This window comes from Allobaculum sp. JKK-2023, from assembly GCF_034745455.1.
Classification (GTDB): Bacteria; Bacillota_I; Bacilli_A; order Erysipelotrichales; family Erysipelotrichaceae; genus Allobaculum.
Window position 1 is genome coordinate 1,376,252 of the sequence record NZ_JAYERV010000003.1, and the last position, 15,368, is coordinate 1,391,619.

Below are 15,368 nucleotides of genomic sequence, written 5' to 3' on the forward strand. Positions count from 1 at the left end.
ATTTGTGTATTGTTTGTGCGTCTTGATTGGACGATTCGTATTTCGTCTGATTTTGAGAATTGACCGTTGATCATGAATTGTTGATTCATGAGTTTCTGATCATGAGTTACTCATTTATGAATTGCTGATCATTGATCTCGGATGGCTTGAACTGACTCTTCGTGTCCGGTTGGACGATCTGACCGTCAGTTTTTTGGTCCGACCAGTGCCCGGCCCAAAGCGACGGCGTTTTGCGGTCGCTTTGGAGGGTAGTGGGCAATAAGACCAGACAGAAGCGAAGTTACGGCTTCAAACCTGTCTGGATTTGATTTATTTCTGGTTGTTTCTGGTTTCTGTTTTTTGTTTAGAGGTATTTAGCGCGGGCGTCGCGGATCATTTTAGCTGCTTCTTTAACGATGGCTTCATCTTCGGTGGCAAGTGGAGCAAGCGGGGCAGCAACACTTCCAAGTTCCAGGCCTTCGTTTTCTTTCAGGATGGCTTTAATGACTGCATACATATTTCCATGCGCGGAGCACATCTTGTAGATGATATTGTTGATGTCGTACTGCATGGCTTTTGCCAGTTCCCATTCCTTGTTTTCAAGCGCTTCATTCATTTTTAAGAACAGATCTGGCATCACACCATAGGTACCGCCGATGCCGCCTTTAGCGCCCATCAGTCTTCCGGAAATGAACTGTTCATCTGGTCCGTTGAAGACAATGTAGTCATCGCCGCCATCGGCAACGAACATCTGAATGTCCTGCACAGGCATCGAGGAGTTCTTAACGCCGATTACATTCGGGTTTTTGCGCATTTCGGCATACAGAGCCGGAGTTAAGGCAACGCCAGCCAGCTGTGGAATGTTGTAGATCACAAAGTCCGTATTTGGAGCTGCTGCGGAGATGTCATTCCAGTATTTGGCGATGGCATGTTCTGGAAGCTTGAAGTAGATTGGTGGAATGGAAGCAATTGCATCGACACCCAGAGATTCTGCATGGCGGGCCAGTTCCTGACTTTCCTTGGTCGAGTTGCAGGCAACGTGAGCAATGACAGTTAAAGAACCATCGTTAGCTGCCATGACATTTTCCAGAACGGTTTTGCGCTGTTCAGGTGTGAGGTAGATGCATTCGCCGCTGCTTCCATTGACATAAACACCTTTGACACCCTTTTTAATGAAGTAGCGTGTTAAGTCCTGGACAGCTTCGGGGCTGATTTCGCCGTTTTCATCGAAGCAGGCATAGAATGCTGGAATCACACCTTCGTATTTCGTTAAGTCTCTCATTTTGTTCTCCTTCTTGCTGCCAGTGGCAGATCTTTCTTCAAACATAGTTTTAGATTTCAATCCGTTTGGGGTTTCTGTTTCCTTTGTTTTTCACGTTTTCCGGCTTCAGTCTTCAAGTGCATCCGTAAAACGCTTTGTGATCAACTGAGGACGGGTAATTGCGCTGCCCACAACACTGGAAAAACATCCCAGTTCCATTACGCGGCGCAGTTTAGAGGGGGTATCAATATTGCCCTCCGCAATGACCGGATGGGTAACGTTCTTTAAAATCGTGCGAATAATTTCAAAATCGTTTTCTTCAATCCGATCGTTTTGGGATTGCGGTGTATATCCCACCAGTGTTGTGCCGATGTAATCGAAACCAAGCTGATCGGCATGGAGGGCTTCTTCAATCGTTGAACAGTCTGCCATCCATTTCTGTTCTGGATATTTGGCCTTAATATGGGCGAAAAACTCATCCAGAGTTTTCCCATCCGGCCGCAGACGATCCGTTGCATCTAAAGCGATGATTTCCGGTCTGACTTCCATTAGTTCATCGACTTCTTTGATTGTAGGCGTGATGCGTACACCATTTTCTGGATAATCTCGTTTGATAATGCCGATTACCGGAAGATCCACCTGACGCTTGATTTCAGCAATATCTTCTACGGAATTGGCCCGAATCCCTGCAGCTCCGCCTTCTTTGGCCGCCAGCGCCATTCGTCCCATAATGAAGGAGGAATGAAGCGGCTCTTCTGGCAGTGCCTGACAGGAAACGATCAGTTTGTGCTCAATAGCCTGGGCTGTCTTATCTTTCATGTCTGCTCCCTTCGTTTGACAGATATGAGTATACCCAATCTGAAATTTATTTCAATTTCATAATCTAATTTAGAAATTACTTTCATAAAAACTTTTATAGGAGCCTAATTGATTTATAACTAAGTCTTAAGTTGCAAATAAACTGAAATTTATTTCTTTGCAAAACACTTCCATAATGAAATTTCCGTGCTACAAAGATTTATTTATATTCAGTCTACGAATATAAACATTGTTATTTCATCTTTTTAATCTAAATCCCCTTTTGACCAACGCCGCTTTCTGTCCTCTGTATCCTAAATTCCCGCCTTTATACACATGTCCATTAAAGGCCGAATAGTTCCATAATCTGATTCTGTAGACTGGTTGTCTGCAGAGTCAGATTTTTTCTTTTTCCTTCCACGCTGATTTTCTTAAGTTCTCCAATCTCATTCATGATTTCCTGATAGGAATACTTATTGGACCATTTCACTTCTGAAAGCTTCTGACGAATCCAAACAACCAGGATCAATGTCAGAAACTGTATGAATATCCGCCCGTTCATTGTCTCTTCACTGTGGACTCTCAATCGTTTCATATCCATCTGATTTTTCAGGTCATCAAATGACTTTTCAACGCAGTCTTTCTCTCTGTAGATGGTCAATGCTTCTGTTTTATCCTTGATGAAATTACTGGCCATGACAAACCAGCCCACTCTGTTTTTTAGATGGCTTTCGATGGCCGCATCGTTATAGAGAACCTTGCGTCCTCTGACTTTTGTCTCTTTTATGGTGAAATACGTTTCAACGAATTTCTCATCATTTACCTTTTCATCGTTGCAGAGCGCCTGGTAAGTAGTATGCAATTTATGATTGAATGCTTTCTTTTCTCCAGCAGCTTTATCGCTGTCAAAATAAATATGGAGATAGAGACGATGGCCTTCCCATTTCTGCAGCTCTGTTACTCCATAAACCTCATCACCTGCAACACTCACCACATTGTAGTGGCTTTCAATCGTATCTCTGTATTTTTCTACAGCTTCTTTGGCGATCTTACTGGTAAAAGGTACACCTAACGCAAAGTGAAAATGGTCCTTATAGAGAGCCTCCAGGTTGTATAACGAGAAAAATCCTTTATCCATGATCAAAGAAAGCATTTTTGGGGTAATCATCGTCTGGTTCTCCAAAACGGACTTCAGTGCCTTTACATCCTTGATCTTGCCATCAAGGGGCATGAAATAGATAGGAAGCTTGCTTTTCTGCCCTGTAATCATCAGAAGATTAATCTGGGGAAGAGGTTCATGATCGCGGTTATAGCCATACTTCACCATGGAAATGAATTCGGAATAGGATGAAACACTTGTGATGTCCAGGGCAAAGTATTCTTTAGACTCATTATGAGCTATCCATGTTCTGAAAAATTCTTGCTGCTTTGACAAGGTAAGACATTGCAGAAGCTCACTGACTCTTTGGCTGATTAAACCATTAGGAAGGTAGGTTTCATTATGAGCAGACCAGCGGTCAATTAAGTAGAGCGGATCACCGGTAGAGGCTAGAAATTCACAGCAGGTCATAATGTAAGGCCAGTGATTTGGGAAGACTTTTTTAAGGCAGTCCATTAACCCCGTTTCACGAGCGGCCTTATCCACAATCGAAAAACTGCCGCTGCCAGTTACAGTAATCTGTGACTCTGGTTTAGATTGACAAAGTCCGTTTCCATTTTTAGCTCTAGGCCGATTCGGAACGATTTCTCCCGTCCGTTCATCGATATGGCCGATGCATTTACGATGAGAATCAGGTTTTTTCTTCTCTTTGTTCCAAAATGACTCAACCTCATAAACATAAATCCGACCATTTTTACCTTTAACCTTCACTTGAGATGACATAGCAGGCCTCCAAAACCTATGTATAACTTGTAAATATTATAGATTATACATACTTAATAAGTCAAGAGAAAAGTCCTGATATTTCTTTATAAAAAGTAATATCAGGACTTTCGGACCACTACATCTCTGTATATAGTGGGGAATTTAGGCTGTATTTCTCTTGCCTGTCTGCTCTTGTGCATCTTCTCTCCCATAGCTTCTCTTCCGTAGCTTCTCTTCCGTAGCTTCTCTTCCGTAGCTTCTCTTCTCCATCGCAATCGATCGAACAGCCAGTCATCAAAAAAACTGAGCAGGTATACGCTGCCTGCTCAGTTTTTTTGATCGATAAATTGATTTTTATTTCCTGGTTTCTTTTTCCTGATCCCTTTTGCCAGATGGACAGGCAAATCAGGCGGATTGAATCTTCTGCTGGTCCAGAGCGGTCTGCAAACTGCTCCTGTTTATTCCTGGAAACCAGTCAGTGTCATTTCTTCCACCTGCAGATCGACTTCCTGTGCCGACTGATCAGCTTTCTGTTTCTTCCGGGCTTCTTTTGCCCGATTGGCTTCGACATATTTGCGAAGATCGCGCTGCATGATTTCATATTGTTCGATGCTCATGTCAGCCAGACGCTTTTTCATATTCTCAGTGATTTCCTGGACTTCTTTTACAGCCTTTTCTTCACGCTGCTTTTTCTTTTCTTCCTGGCGTCGATCCATCTCCTTTCGGATATCCCGGCGGCGCTGGGCAAGCAGACCATTGAGTTCTCCACCCAGAATGAAAGTCAGGCTGGTCAGATACAGCCACAAAAGCAAAACGATAAATCCACCAAGGGTACCGTAAATGACCGAATACTTGGCAAAATTTTCGACATAGAAAGAGAAGACCACGCTGGCCAGAATCCAGAGCACGATCGCAAAGATATTGCCCGGAGCCAGGTATTTAAACTTCTGATGGCCATCGAGGGAAAGATTATAGACAATGCCCAGCGCAAAAAACATCAGCACACCTGCTCCCAGAAATCGCCCATAGTCCCAGATTCTCAAAATCATCTCGCCCGCAAACTGTTCGGCAGCATTCTGGCTGAAGAGATGGATAATATACAGAATGACATTGCGGCCAAAAACAAACATCACCAGCGTCAGCACCAATGTCAGCGGCATGATAATCGCGCCGACAATGGATTTCAGAATGAATTGAAGCCGGGGTGCAGGCGGCTGGCCATAGGACATCCGGATCGTTTTCATCAAAGAACTGACAACCCGCCAGGGAAAATAGATGGAAAAAACCAGGGTAAATGTCAGCATTGTTTTGGATGGAGCTTCCTGGACATAGTTGAGATAGCTTTCGATGATGGAAATGATGCTTTGCGGCAACACATTGCGAAGTCCATTTAAAGCCTGTAGCACATCGATATCCAGTCGTCCAACCAGAAAGGACAGCAGAATCAACAACGGAAAGATTGAAAAAATAAGGTAGTAAGTGGTTGCTGCCGCACGGGTTCCGAGATCATCGGTAAAATAGTGGATCAGCATCTGCCCGGGCAGCGACTGAAAAAAAGACTTCATCGCCCCGGAAAACGGTGATTGTTTTTTATCTGCCATATCTATGCTCAACAGTCAGCTTTAGCTGCTGTCCACTCCCCTCTACTGTTCAAATTGATTATGCCGTCTTCAAACGGCCTGAAAATGGTTATTCTTCTTTATCTAGCCAGATTTCTTACGAGATCGCAAGACGAATCTTCGAATTCTGGCCATTCTTTCTTACAGGATGTCCGCAAAAAGAAAAGACAATTCTCCCATCTTCGTCCTGTTTTTTCAATTCCTCATGCAATCTCGATGGCTTCCTTTTGAAATTGCGAGAATCGAACCTGTAAAACCGTCTCAGGTGATATCCTGTTACTATCTTTGATTTTTTATGCACCCTGCCGTCCCTTTCAAAACAGATGCCTGGATCAGGATCGACATCCACCGTCTCTGATTACCTGAATAGATGCACTACCTGGATAAACATCTGAATAAATATAAGGAAAGCATTGGATGGGCAGCGATGCATACCCCTTTGAGGAGAACGGTTATGAAGACTTTGAATTATCTTGACGAACTCAATGAACTGCTGGATCTGGCCACCAAAAAAGAACTGATCACTGTCTTGCGTGAGCTGGCGCAGGATCCAGCCAGCCAGTTTGCACTGATCGAAGCTTTGAAAGCGGCCAGAACTGCTGGCGGGCCATCGATAAATTCCATCCGCGAACAGGCTAAAGATCTCGAACAGAGATGGAACGAGGCTGCCGGAGCTCAGTTAAAGCTGGAAGCTGAACCTGTATATGGTGAAGATTTGCTGGTCGACGCACCTGAACATTTTGTTTTAACCGATGAAAAGAATGTCCGCTCGTTAATTCAGGAAAGCGAAGCCCTGATTCATCAGGCTGCCACAGCCCGTGATTTTACGACTGCCTTTAAGCTGATGGATCTGCTTTCTAACCCATCTTTTACCCTGACCTTCATGGACTATGAGATCCCATCCGAAAAACCACTGGCTCTGCTTGAACGCCATGGTCTGGTTGATGAAAAGCTCGAAACCATCTGGCTGAACATTCTGCCTGCTTACCTGACCTTAAGTCAGGATCGTCCAGAAGTGACTTTCGATACCATTCTGGAAAAAGCTTGCCAATATCATTTCAGTCTGGCTATTTTACGCCCATTATTTGAAACGAATGATTTCAATGTGACCGAACGTCAGAACATTTCCCGCGGCTGGCGGGACTGCCTGATCCGTCATCAGGCTCATCATTCCAGCGATGGCCAGGAAGCCTTAAATCAGGCTGAAGAACACCTGCCTGAAACCTATACGGCTGACCTGCTTTAAGCGATTTTTCTTCCTTTCCAAGATTCTTCTTTTCCACTTACGACTGCTGGTCACTCAGCAGTCGTTTTGTCTTTTTCTCTCAGATTCATTTGACAAAGTTAGTCTAAGCTAATATCATTTCTTCCGTAAGTTAGTTTAAACTAACCGAAAAGAAGAAGCGCGATTGCCATTATCAAAAAGGCAATCCAAGGAGGACGAAGATGAATACAGCTACAATGAAGATTAACCCTGGAAAAACAAGTGCAGTTCCGGAATGGTACGCCAGCTTTGAAGCGGAGCTGGTTCCAATTTGTGCCCCAACTCTTGCGGGATTTAAATCCGCCAGCATTTTCTCCGTCCGCCCCACCGATCCTGAGTATATTCGCTTGAAAGTTGAATACTGGGATCAGAAGCTTTCAAAATTTGGCGTTCGCGTAACGATTCTCAAAGACGGCACATCCCCGCGTCCAACGATCATTTATGTCTATCGCCCGCATCAGGTGATGGCAGATCTGAACAAAGCCGGGGTCCGTGACTTTCTAGGCCGCTATGGCTATGACCCGGATCTTTCTTTGGAAGAATGTCTGGATGTTCTGCGCGAGCGTCTGTTAAAAGGCAACGAATTTCCTCATGAGATTGGTATTTTTATCGGCTATCCATTGGAGGATGTGGTGCTGTTTGTGGAAAACAAAGATAGAAGCGGCTGCTGCATGGGGCTTTGGTGCGCCTACTGTGACCAGGAAGAAAAAGAGAAATTCTTCAATCACTGCAAGCGATGCACCTCCATCTACACCCACCTTTTCCATCAGGGACGCCCTGTTGAACAGATGGTCGTCGCCTGCTAAAGCCATTCTTTCCTGAACCGGTCAGCCATCCTCCAACTCCCCACTTAAAAATCAAATCGCACAGTCTCCATAAAACGAAAGCAGGTATTCAGCGCCGGATATCACGGATAGAACAGATAGAACCGGATATCACTGACAGATAGGAAACAATTGAAAAGTCCGCCTGTTTGATGAGCGGACTTTTCAATTGTTTTAATTTTGTTTCTGTGATTCCATTTGTCGTTTTCTTGCCTGTCTATTTATGGTTGTACGTATGACAGGGAAACTTTATTGACCAAGAATTTCAGCAATGCTGTCGCCATAGCCAAGTTTTTTAAAGTCATCCACGAAGGTATCGACAGCCTGATCAATGGCTACATTTTTCACGAGCGCTTCAATCACATCTGGAGCAGCGGTTGCTGCACCGACTCCATATTCACAAAGAGAAAGAACCTGCATGCTGTTTTTGAACGAGGCAGCCAGGACTTCCGTATCCATATGGTTGTTCGTCAGGATATTCTGAATTTCTTTAACGACACCGACGCCATCATATCCCATGTTATCAATGCGATTTACATAGGGAGCCACATAATCTGCTCCAGCTTTGGCAGCAAGGTAAGCCTGCATTGGCGTATAAACAACAGTCCCACAAGTATGAATACCCATTTTCTTGAGTTCACGGATGGCCGCAAAACCAGCTGGGATGGACGGAATTTTGACGATTGTATTCTGGCCAAATTCTTTGGTGATCGCTTTGGCCTCTTTGATCATGCCTTCGGTATCGGTTGGAACTGCCTGAACAAACAGCAGAGCATCCTGACCAATGATTTCACGGATTTCATGCAAAGTTTCGATTGGGTTTCGTTTGGCTTTGGCCAGAATGGATGGATTGGTCGTTACGCCATCGACCGGGTATTCCGCCACCAGTTTGCGAATCTTTTCTACGTTTGCATCGTCGATTAACAGTTTCATCTTATCCTCCAGATCGAACAGATCATTTTTATTAAATTTTCGAATGAAGATTTTATATCTTTCGTTCGCAAGTTCATGATAGACCGCACCCTTAAAAATGTCAATCGAACATCCATTAAATTTCATTTGAAACTTTTATCTTTGAATTTAAAGGCAATCTGGTTTATTTTATAGAGGATAAAGTTTCGATACTGCATTCATCGAAACCTGAATATCGAAAAGAGCGCAGAAAATCTACAGGAAAAAGGAGTGCCAGACCTTATGAAAAACAATCGTCAGAATCTGATTCTTGAATATTTAACCAGTCAGGAAAGCATGGATGTCACCGATCTTTCCAAAGCACTTGAAGTCTCCCAGGTCACTATCCGCAAAGACCTCAATGAACTGGAAGAAAAAGGCTTGATTCATCGTGAACATGGCTTTGCCAGACTGCGCAGCCGAGACGATATTGCTGGACGGATTGCCTATCATTTTGAAGCGAAAAAGCAGATCGCCAAAAAAGCCGCTGAGCTGATTCAGGACGGCGATACATTGATGATCGAATCGGGATCGTGCTGTGCCCTGCTTGCCCAGGAACTTGCCGAAACAAAAAAGGATCTGACAATCATTACCAACAGCGCCTTCATTGCGGATTATATCCGGCATTCTGATGGTGCCCAGGTGATTTTGCTTGGCGGTATTTACCAGAAAGACTCCCAGGTGATGACTGGTCCGCTGGTTGCGCAGGGGGCCGAAAACTATTTTGTCAAATATTTCTTTATCGGTACCGACGGCTTCAGCGAACGGACTGGCTTTACCAACAGTGACCAGATGCGAACGCAGGCAGTCCGGGATATGGCCAGACAATGCGACAAGCTTGTCATTCTGACCGAAAGCGAGAAGTTCAGTCAGCACGGATCCATTCCCATCAATATCAAAGATCAGCCAAAGCTGGTGATTACCGATTCCAATCTTCCCGATTCAACCCGCGATATTCTTGTTCGCAATGGCTGCCAGGTTGAAATTGCCTGAAACCGATCCTAAATCCTTCAAGCCAAACCGGCGTAAAAATCAAGGCCAGTGTTTCGTAGATTGCGAAACGCTGGCCTTTTTAGTTCTTTATCTGACTGTCCTCTTTTTCCACTTCTCCATGGATTGACTAGCCGGACCGCTATTTGTGAAACTCTTCCTGCTTCTTTCTTCCTTCATTTTGTTTCCTTCATTCTCCAAAAAAATCCGGAGGACTCCAAACAGCCAATCCGGATTGTTATGCCAAAAATAAAGTGAAAAATTCCAATCCAATACCATCTGTCCTTCAACAGACCATCTCATCAGACAAACGCATCGATCCCTTCCTCTTTAAACACCTGGATGTAATCCGACAGATCTTCCTTTCGAAGAGCCTGGGTGTCTTTGTAGGCATAATCACGTTCAAGCATTTCGTATTTTCGCTCGCCCATCTGGTGGAAGCAAAGAAGCTGAACCCGATCCAGACCGTTTTCTTTCAGAATTTTCGCAAATCCAAGTGCATCTTCCCTGGAATCATTAAAGCCAGGGATCACTGGAATCCGACAGAGAATCTCATGATTGTTCTGGCAGGCCCAGCGCAGATTTTCAAGAATCTGGCTATTCGAAACGCCCGTTCCTTTACGGTGCATGGAATCATCGGGATGTTTCAGATCGAATAACAGTAAATCTAGTTTGGCAGCCAGTCTTTGAAAGATTTCCGGGCTGACCACACCCGTGGTTTCAATGGCTGTATGAATCCCTTTTTCTTTTAAGGCATCGAGCAGTTCGCCAAGGAATTCTGGCTGCATCATCCCTTCACCGCCTGAAATCGTCACCCCGCCACCAGATTCTTCATAAAAAGGCTGGTCTTCCAGACAGGCGTTGACAATTTCATCGACAGCAGACTCCCTGCCTTCTGCTTTCCAGGCTCCATATAAGCAGGCTTTTGTGCATTTGCCACAATGGATGCATCTGTCTTGATCCTTATGGATGCGGCCAGCATGAGCATCAAAGGATAACGCCTTCTGGGGACAGGCCGCTACGCAATAGCCGCATCCTACACATTTTTTTACATCATAGAGGTATTCCGTCTCCATTCGCTGCGATTCGGGATTGGCACACCATTTACAACGCAGCGGGCATCCTTTTAAAAAGACGGTCGTGCGGATTCCTGGTCCATCATGGATAGAAAATTTCTGAATATTGAAAACAACTCCCTTGCTCATATCAATTTCTCCGTTTCTCTGTACGGTTTCGATTATACAGTCAAAATTTTCAATAACAATAAATATTTATTTCATTTGAAATTTTTCGAAGTCAAAGAAAGCGAATATCCATTTTCATCGCTTCCTGTTTTTTAGAGAGGACACTTTCTATATGCTTCCGTCCTATGCTTTCCTCCTATTCTTTCGTTTGAAAGAATAAAATATTTTATATGGAATTTTACATTTACAATTCAAGCAAAGTTGTTATAATGGATTTGCAAACGAAAGGCAATAAGTTTCATTTGAAACTTCAGGTACACTATGAAAAACGTTGAACATTTTGGAGAACTCTCCGAACGCATGGAATCTTTTCGCCAGAAAGTTCTGGATAAAGAACCCTGGATTGATGCCGAGCGCGCTTTACTGGCCACTGAGGCTTACAGAGAAAATATCAATGAACCCGTTGTCGTCCGCCGGGCGAAAATGCTGGAAAAGATTCTTGAAAATATGACAATCTATATCGAAGATGAATCCCTGATTGCTGGCAACCAGGCCTCCGCAAACCGAAATGCCCCTGTTTTTCCTGAATACACACTTGGTTTCATCGTCGACGAACTTGACCTTTTCGAAAAACGTGACGGGGATGTATTCAGAATTTCAGAAAAGACCAAAGAAGAAATCCGCTCCATCACCCCCTTCTGGGAAGGAAAAACGCTGCGCGAAAAAGGGATGGCTGCCCTGCCTGAAGAAGTTCAGGTCTATATGGAAACCGGCTTATTTGGAATGGAAGGAAAATTGAATGCGGGCGATGCCCATCTGGCTGTAGATCTGCCAACCGTTTTACAGACCGGTCTGAAGGGATATTATAAGCGCGCTGAAAAGCTCAAAAGTGAATTAGACCTTTGCGATCCGGCTTCCCTGCCTAAATACCAGTTTTACAAGGCATCCATGATCGCCTTAAAAGCCGTCCAGCACTTCTCAAACCGCTATGCCCTGCTTGCCGAAGAAATGGCTGAAAACGAAATCGGAAGTCGTCGAGAAGAACTGCTGGAACTGGCCGATATCTGCCGTCGGGTTCCCTGGAATGCTCCACAGACTTTCCACGAAGCCATTCAGGCTGTCTGGCTGATTCAGGTAGTATTACAAATTGAGTCCAACGGTCACTCCCTGTCCTTTGGCCGCTTTGATCAATACATGAATCCGTTCTATGAAAAAGATTTAGCAGAAGGACGAATTGATGAAGAAGGTGCTCTTGAACTGTTATCCAACCTCTGGATTAAAACCCTAACCATCAATAAAGTCCGCTCGCAGTCTCATACCTTCTCTTCAGCGGGAAGCCCAATGTACCAGAATGTTACCGTTGGCGGCCAGACACCTGATGGCCAGGATGCCGTCAATCCAACCAGCTACCTCGTTTTAAAATCAGTGGCCAGAACAAGACTGCCCCAGCCAAACCTGACCGTTCGTTATCATGCCGATCTGTCTCATGAATTCATGAAAGAAGCGATCGAAGTCATGCGACTTGGAACAGGAATGCCAGCTTTTAATAATGATGAAATCATCATCCCCTCCTTTATCAACCTTGGCGTTAAAAAGGAAGATGCCTACAACTACTCCGCCATTGGCTGTGTAGAGACCGCTGTTCCAGGCAAATGGGGCTATCGCTGCACAGGCATGTCTTATCTGAACTTTCCAAGATTGTTATTGGCAGTCATGAACGATGGAATTGACCAGACCACCGGCAAACGGTTTGTTTCGCCAACTGGTCATTTCGAAGACATGAAATCTTATGATGAGCTGAAAGCAGCCATCGATAAAGCAATGGTCGAACTGACCCGAGCCAGTGTCATCACCGAAAATGCCATTGATCTGGTTTCCGAAAAAGAAGTTCCTGATATTCTTTGCTCCACATTGACTCAGGATTGCCTGGGCCGAGGCAAAACCATCAAAGAAGGTGGCGCCATCTATGACTTTATTTCTGGGCTGCAAGTCGGCATTGCCAACATGGCTGACTCTTTAGCGGCCATCAAGACGCTGGTCTACGACGAAAAGAAGATCACACCAGAAGAACTCATGAATGCTCTTCATTCCGATTTTGAAGGCCCACAAGGTCAACACATCCGTCAGATGCTGATTCACGAAGCCCCAAAATATGGCAACGATAACGATCTGCCAGACCACTTAGTCTGCGATGTTTATGATGTCTATATCGATGAAATTGCCAAACATCCAAATACTCGTTATGGCCGCGGCCCAATCGGCGGTATTCGCTATGCCGGAACCTCTTCAATTTCCGCTAACGTTGGCCAGGGCTTTGGCACCATGGCGACTCCAGATGGCCGTAAAGCGCATGAACCATTAGCTGAAGGCTGCTCTCCTGCCCATGCGATGGACCAGAATGGTCCAACCGCTGTCTTTAAGTCTGTAGCCAAACTTCCAACTGATAAAATTACTGGCGGTGTTCTGCTCAACCAGAAAGTAACGCCAGCCCTGCTTTCCACCGAAGAAAACCGCATGAAAATTGAAATGTTAATGCGCACCTTCTTTAACCGTCTGCATGGCTACCATGTGCAATACAACGTGGTTGACCGGGCGACTCTGATCGATGCTCAGATTCATCCGGAAAATCACCAGGATCTGATTGTGCGGGTTGCTGGTTACAGCGCCTTCTTCAATGTGCTTTCCAAAGCGACTCAGGACGACATCATCGGTCGTACTGAACAGACTCTGTAAGATCAGAAAAGAGCAATCCCTTAATACCAACCGAACGACATAGCAAGGCGCACCACGTTTTAGAGGTGCGCCTTGTTTTAAAGGAAAGAAAGCCAGGGAATCAAAGTGAAATCCATGTCATTCATATCCCGAATAATTCATGGCTTTTTTCACAAAACTATTTTTCGTGTTTTGTCTTCGAAATGCAAACAAATATATTGCGATTAGGTTATCCACATCGTTTGCGGTGGAGGGGGGTACTTGATTTTTTCAAAAACGACGGACAAAAACAGGTCAAAATCGCATATAACAAGCTTTTGTGCATGACAAAAAGACAGTCCGAAGGCTGTCAATTTTAAAATTTTACTTTATTTAAAATATATTCAACACAAATGAGCGGCTATCCATCCGATTGTCCTGGACTTTTGCAGATATCGGGTGAATCTGTCGGCATGACGAAATGAACTGGCAATCTTCAAGTGAAAACTTCGCGCATGAAAGCTCAGCCTTGAAGCAACTTTCTGATACTTTTTCCGGAATGAGCCACATGTCATATTCTGATCAGCACCTTCCATCACCCGGAACTGGAAAAAGTGAAAAAGGTTATAGGCAAGGCATTTCAGAAGAAATTCAAAGGCATTGGCTTCAAATGAGCGATGCGAAAGCGTATTTGCCATGAAGTCACTTTTCAACTCCTTGGTGTAGTTTTCACTGTTGCCTCTCTGACAATAGAAGTCGATGACCTGTTTTACGGTCATGTCTTCGATATTGGTGATTACCGCAAAAACATGAGGGACCAGCAGAAGCTGAGCCTGCCCTTTCTCATCCTCTTCTTCGGTGAAATAGAGCTTAAAACAGACCCTTCTGCTTTTTGAAGAGTTGGACATCTGATAGCGGATTTCTCCATAAAAAGGCTTAGCTGAAGTATAAGTGCTGTCTTCTTCGTGATCGGAACTGTCGTAGTAGACATCCTGACATAAGCTTTCAAGTCTGTCTGTTCCTTTGGCTCTGATGGCATAACGAACTGGATTGAAACGGCCTTCAAACAGATCCATCAGGCTGCCCGAGTAAAAAGCAGCGTCTCCACGGAACATGATAATCCGTATTTTGCCAGCTCCAGTACAGTCAGGCAGTCGCTTGAGGACTTCAGCCATGATCGGTTCAGCTTCGTCGGCAGAATAAGTGGATCCAGGACGCAGCCATGCCCCCACAAGGGTTTTCGAGTTGTATTCGTTAATGACAAATGGATGATATCCAGTCTGACTATAGTGATGGATCCATGCAGCCCCTTCCTGCTTTCCATAGGTATCGGTTTTTGTCGAATCAGCATCGAGAAGAATATCGTCCTGGTTGCCACTGACAAACTGACAGGCCTGATTCATAAAAATCTGCCAGAAAGCATTATTCGTATCTTCACAGACACGGCTGAAAAAACGGCTGACAGAGCTTTGGGAAGAAATCCCCTGAAAGTACTGACAGAGAATTGGATCTTTGGCAAGAACCTCCTGATCAGCCTGAGATGAGTAACCAAGGAGATACTTGAAAACCTGCTGGCTCATCAAAGAGAAGTTGGAATTTTTCGGATGGCAGGATTGTCTTTCGTCCGAAAAAGGAAGGTTGGCATACGGCTGAAGAAGTGAATTAGAATTGATGAAATCGAGAGGGAGCATCGCACCGGTATCGGAAGAAAGATCCCCTCCATTAAATGAAATGTTGCATTCAGGAATAAAACCGGCCATACTGTTGTTCAGGGTGTGTGTCATTGTTCAAAATCCTTTCTTGGTTGTTTGTGCGAATAACATTGTATAGGAATGATGAACGATTTACACTCACCTGTTTGGTGAAAAGCAAAATGGCCGGAAACACGTTCTTTAAAGGTGTTTCCGGCCATTTGTCGGTTTTGATGAATTGTTCAGGTTCAT

General features: G+C 44.5%; 11 protein-coding genes. 4 read left to right on the top strand and 7 right to left on the bottom strand.

Going from position 1 to position 15,368, the window contains the following annotated elements:
* Positions 1-343: 343 nt before the first annotated feature.
* The 4 genes from U4956_RS05595 to U4956_RS05610 form a co-directional block, all read right to left on the bottom strand.
* Positions 344-1,261 (bottom strand): dihydrodipicolinate synthase family protein, encoded by a 918-nt coding sequence (locus U4956_RS05595; RefSeq protein ID WP_323089574.1) that lies wholly within the window; start codon positions 1,259-1,261, stop codon positions 344-346.
* 105 nt (positions 1,262-1,366) lie between these two features.
* The gene (locus tag U4956_RS05600; RefSeq protein ID WP_323089575.1) at positions 1,367-2,059 is read right to left on the bottom strand and encodes an N-acetylmannosamine-6-phosphate 2-epimerase; all 693 of its coding nucleotides are present in this window, start codon (positions 2,057-2,059) and stop codon (positions 1,367-1,369) included.
* Between the two features lie 322 nt (positions 2,060-2,381).
* Entirely contained in the window at positions 2,382-3,920 is a 1,539-nt protein-coding gene (locus U4956_RS05605; RefSeq protein WP_323089576.1) for an IS1634 family transposase, read from the bottom strand.
* 440 nt (positions 3,921-4,360) lie between these two features.
* Positions 4,361-5,503: a YihY/virulence factor BrkB family protein gene (locus U4956_RS05610; RefSeq protein ID WP_323089577.1), complete on the bottom strand. Its 1,143-nt coding sequence runs from the start codon at positions 5,501-5,503 to the stop codon at positions 4,361-4,363.
* Between the two features lie 472 nt (positions 5,504-5,975).
* Here U4956_RS05610 and U4956_RS05615 point away from each other — a divergent pair, with 472 nt between their 5' ends.
* Together U4956_RS05615 and U4956_RS05620 are read left to right on the top strand one after the other, a co-directional pair.
* A complete protein-coding gene (locus U4956_RS05615; RefSeq protein WP_323089578.1) occupies positions 5,976-6,767 on the top strand; it encodes a hypothetical protein in 792 nt (263 codons plus the stop codon).
* Positions 6,768-6,967: 200 nt separating this feature from the next.
* Complete coding sequence (locus U4956_RS05620) at positions 6,968-7,591, top strand: DUF3793 family protein (protein WP_323089579.1); 624 nt, start codon at positions 6,968-6,970, stop codon at positions 7,589-7,591.
* Between the two features lie 267 nt (positions 7,592-7,858).
* Here U4956_RS05620 and U4956_RS05625 read toward each other — a convergent pair whose 3' ends face one another.
* The gene (locus U4956_RS05625; RefSeq protein ID WP_323089580.1) at positions 7,859-8,542 is read right to left on the bottom strand and encodes a transaldolase family protein; all 684 of its coding nucleotides are present in this window, start codon (positions 8,540-8,542) and stop codon (positions 7,859-7,861) included.
* Between the two features lie 261 nt (positions 8,543-8,803).
* On the opposite strand from U4956_RS05625, the gene U4956_RS05630 reads away from it, so the two are divergent.
* Positions 8,804-9,553, top strand: a complete 750-nt coding sequence (locus tag U4956_RS05630) for a DeoR/GlpR family DNA-binding transcription regulator (RefSeq protein WP_323089581.1) — start codon at positions 8,804-8,806, stop codon at positions 9,551-9,553.
* A gap of 299 nt (positions 9,554-9,852) precedes the next feature.
* Here U4956_RS05630 and U4956_RS05635 read toward each other — a convergent pair whose 3' ends face one another.
* A complete protein-coding gene (locus tag U4956_RS05635; protein WP_323089582.1) occupies positions 9,853-10,755 on the bottom strand; it encodes a glycyl-radical enzyme activating protein in 903 nt (300 codons plus the stop codon).
* Between the two features lie 300 nt (positions 10,756-11,055).
* Here U4956_RS05635 and U4956_RS05640 point away from each other — a divergent pair, with 300 nt between their 5' ends.
* Positions 11,056-13,467 (top strand): glycyl radical protein, encoded by a 2,412-nt coding sequence (locus U4956_RS05640; protein ID WP_323089583.1) that lies wholly within the window; start codon positions 11,056-11,058, stop codon positions 13,465-13,467.
* A gap of 362 nt (positions 13,468-13,829) precedes the next feature.
* On the opposite strand, the gene U4956_RS05645 is transcribed toward U4956_RS05640, so the two are convergent.
* Positions 13,830-15,209: an IS1380 family transposase gene (locus U4956_RS05645; RefSeq protein WP_323089584.1), complete on the bottom strand. Its 1,380-nt coding sequence runs from the start codon at positions 15,207-15,209 to the stop codon at positions 13,830-13,832.
* Positions 15,210-15,368 lie beyond the last annotated feature (159 nt).

Coding starts and splice junctions, on each gene's coding strand:
- U4956_RS05595 (WP_323089574.1), bottom strand. CDS start 1,261: ATGAGAGACTTAACGAAATACGAAGGTGTGATTCCAGCATTCTATGCC.
- U4956_RS05600 (WP_323089575.1), bottom strand. CDS start 2,059: ATGAAAGATAAGACAGCCCAGGCTATTGAGCACAAACTGATCGTTTCC.
- U4956_RS05605 (WP_323089576.1), bottom strand. CDS start 3,920: ATGTCATCTCAAGTGAAGGTTAAAGGTAAAAATGGTCGGATTTATGTT.
- U4956_RS05610 (WP_323089577.1), bottom strand. CDS start 5,503: ATGGCAGATAAAAAACAATCACCGTTTTCCGGGGCGATGAAGTCTTTT.
- U4956_RS05615 (WP_323089578.1), top strand. CDS start 5,976: ATGAAGACTTTGAATTATCTTGACGAACTCAATGAACTGCTGGATCTG.
- U4956_RS05620 (WP_323089579.1), top strand. CDS start 6,968: ATGAATACAGCTACAATGAAGATTAACCCTGGAAAAACAAGTGCAGTT.
- U4956_RS05625 (WP_323089580.1), bottom strand. CDS start 8,542: ATGAAACTGTTAATCGACGATGCAAACGTAGAAAAGATTCGCAAACTG.
- U4956_RS05630 (WP_323089581.1), top strand. CDS start 8,804: ATGAAAAACAATCGTCAGAATCTGATTCTTGAATATTTAACCAGTCAG.
- U4956_RS05635 (WP_323089582.1), bottom strand. CDS start 10,755: ATGAGCAAGGGAGTTGTTTTCAATATTCAGAAATTTTCTATCCATGAT.
- U4956_RS05640 (WP_323089583.1), top strand. CDS start 11,056: ATGAAAAACGTTGAACATTTTGGAGAACTCTCCGAACGCATGGAATCT.
- U4956_RS05645 (WP_323089584.1), bottom strand. CDS start 15,209: ATGACACACACCCTGAACAACAGTATGGCCGGTTTTATTCCTGAATGC.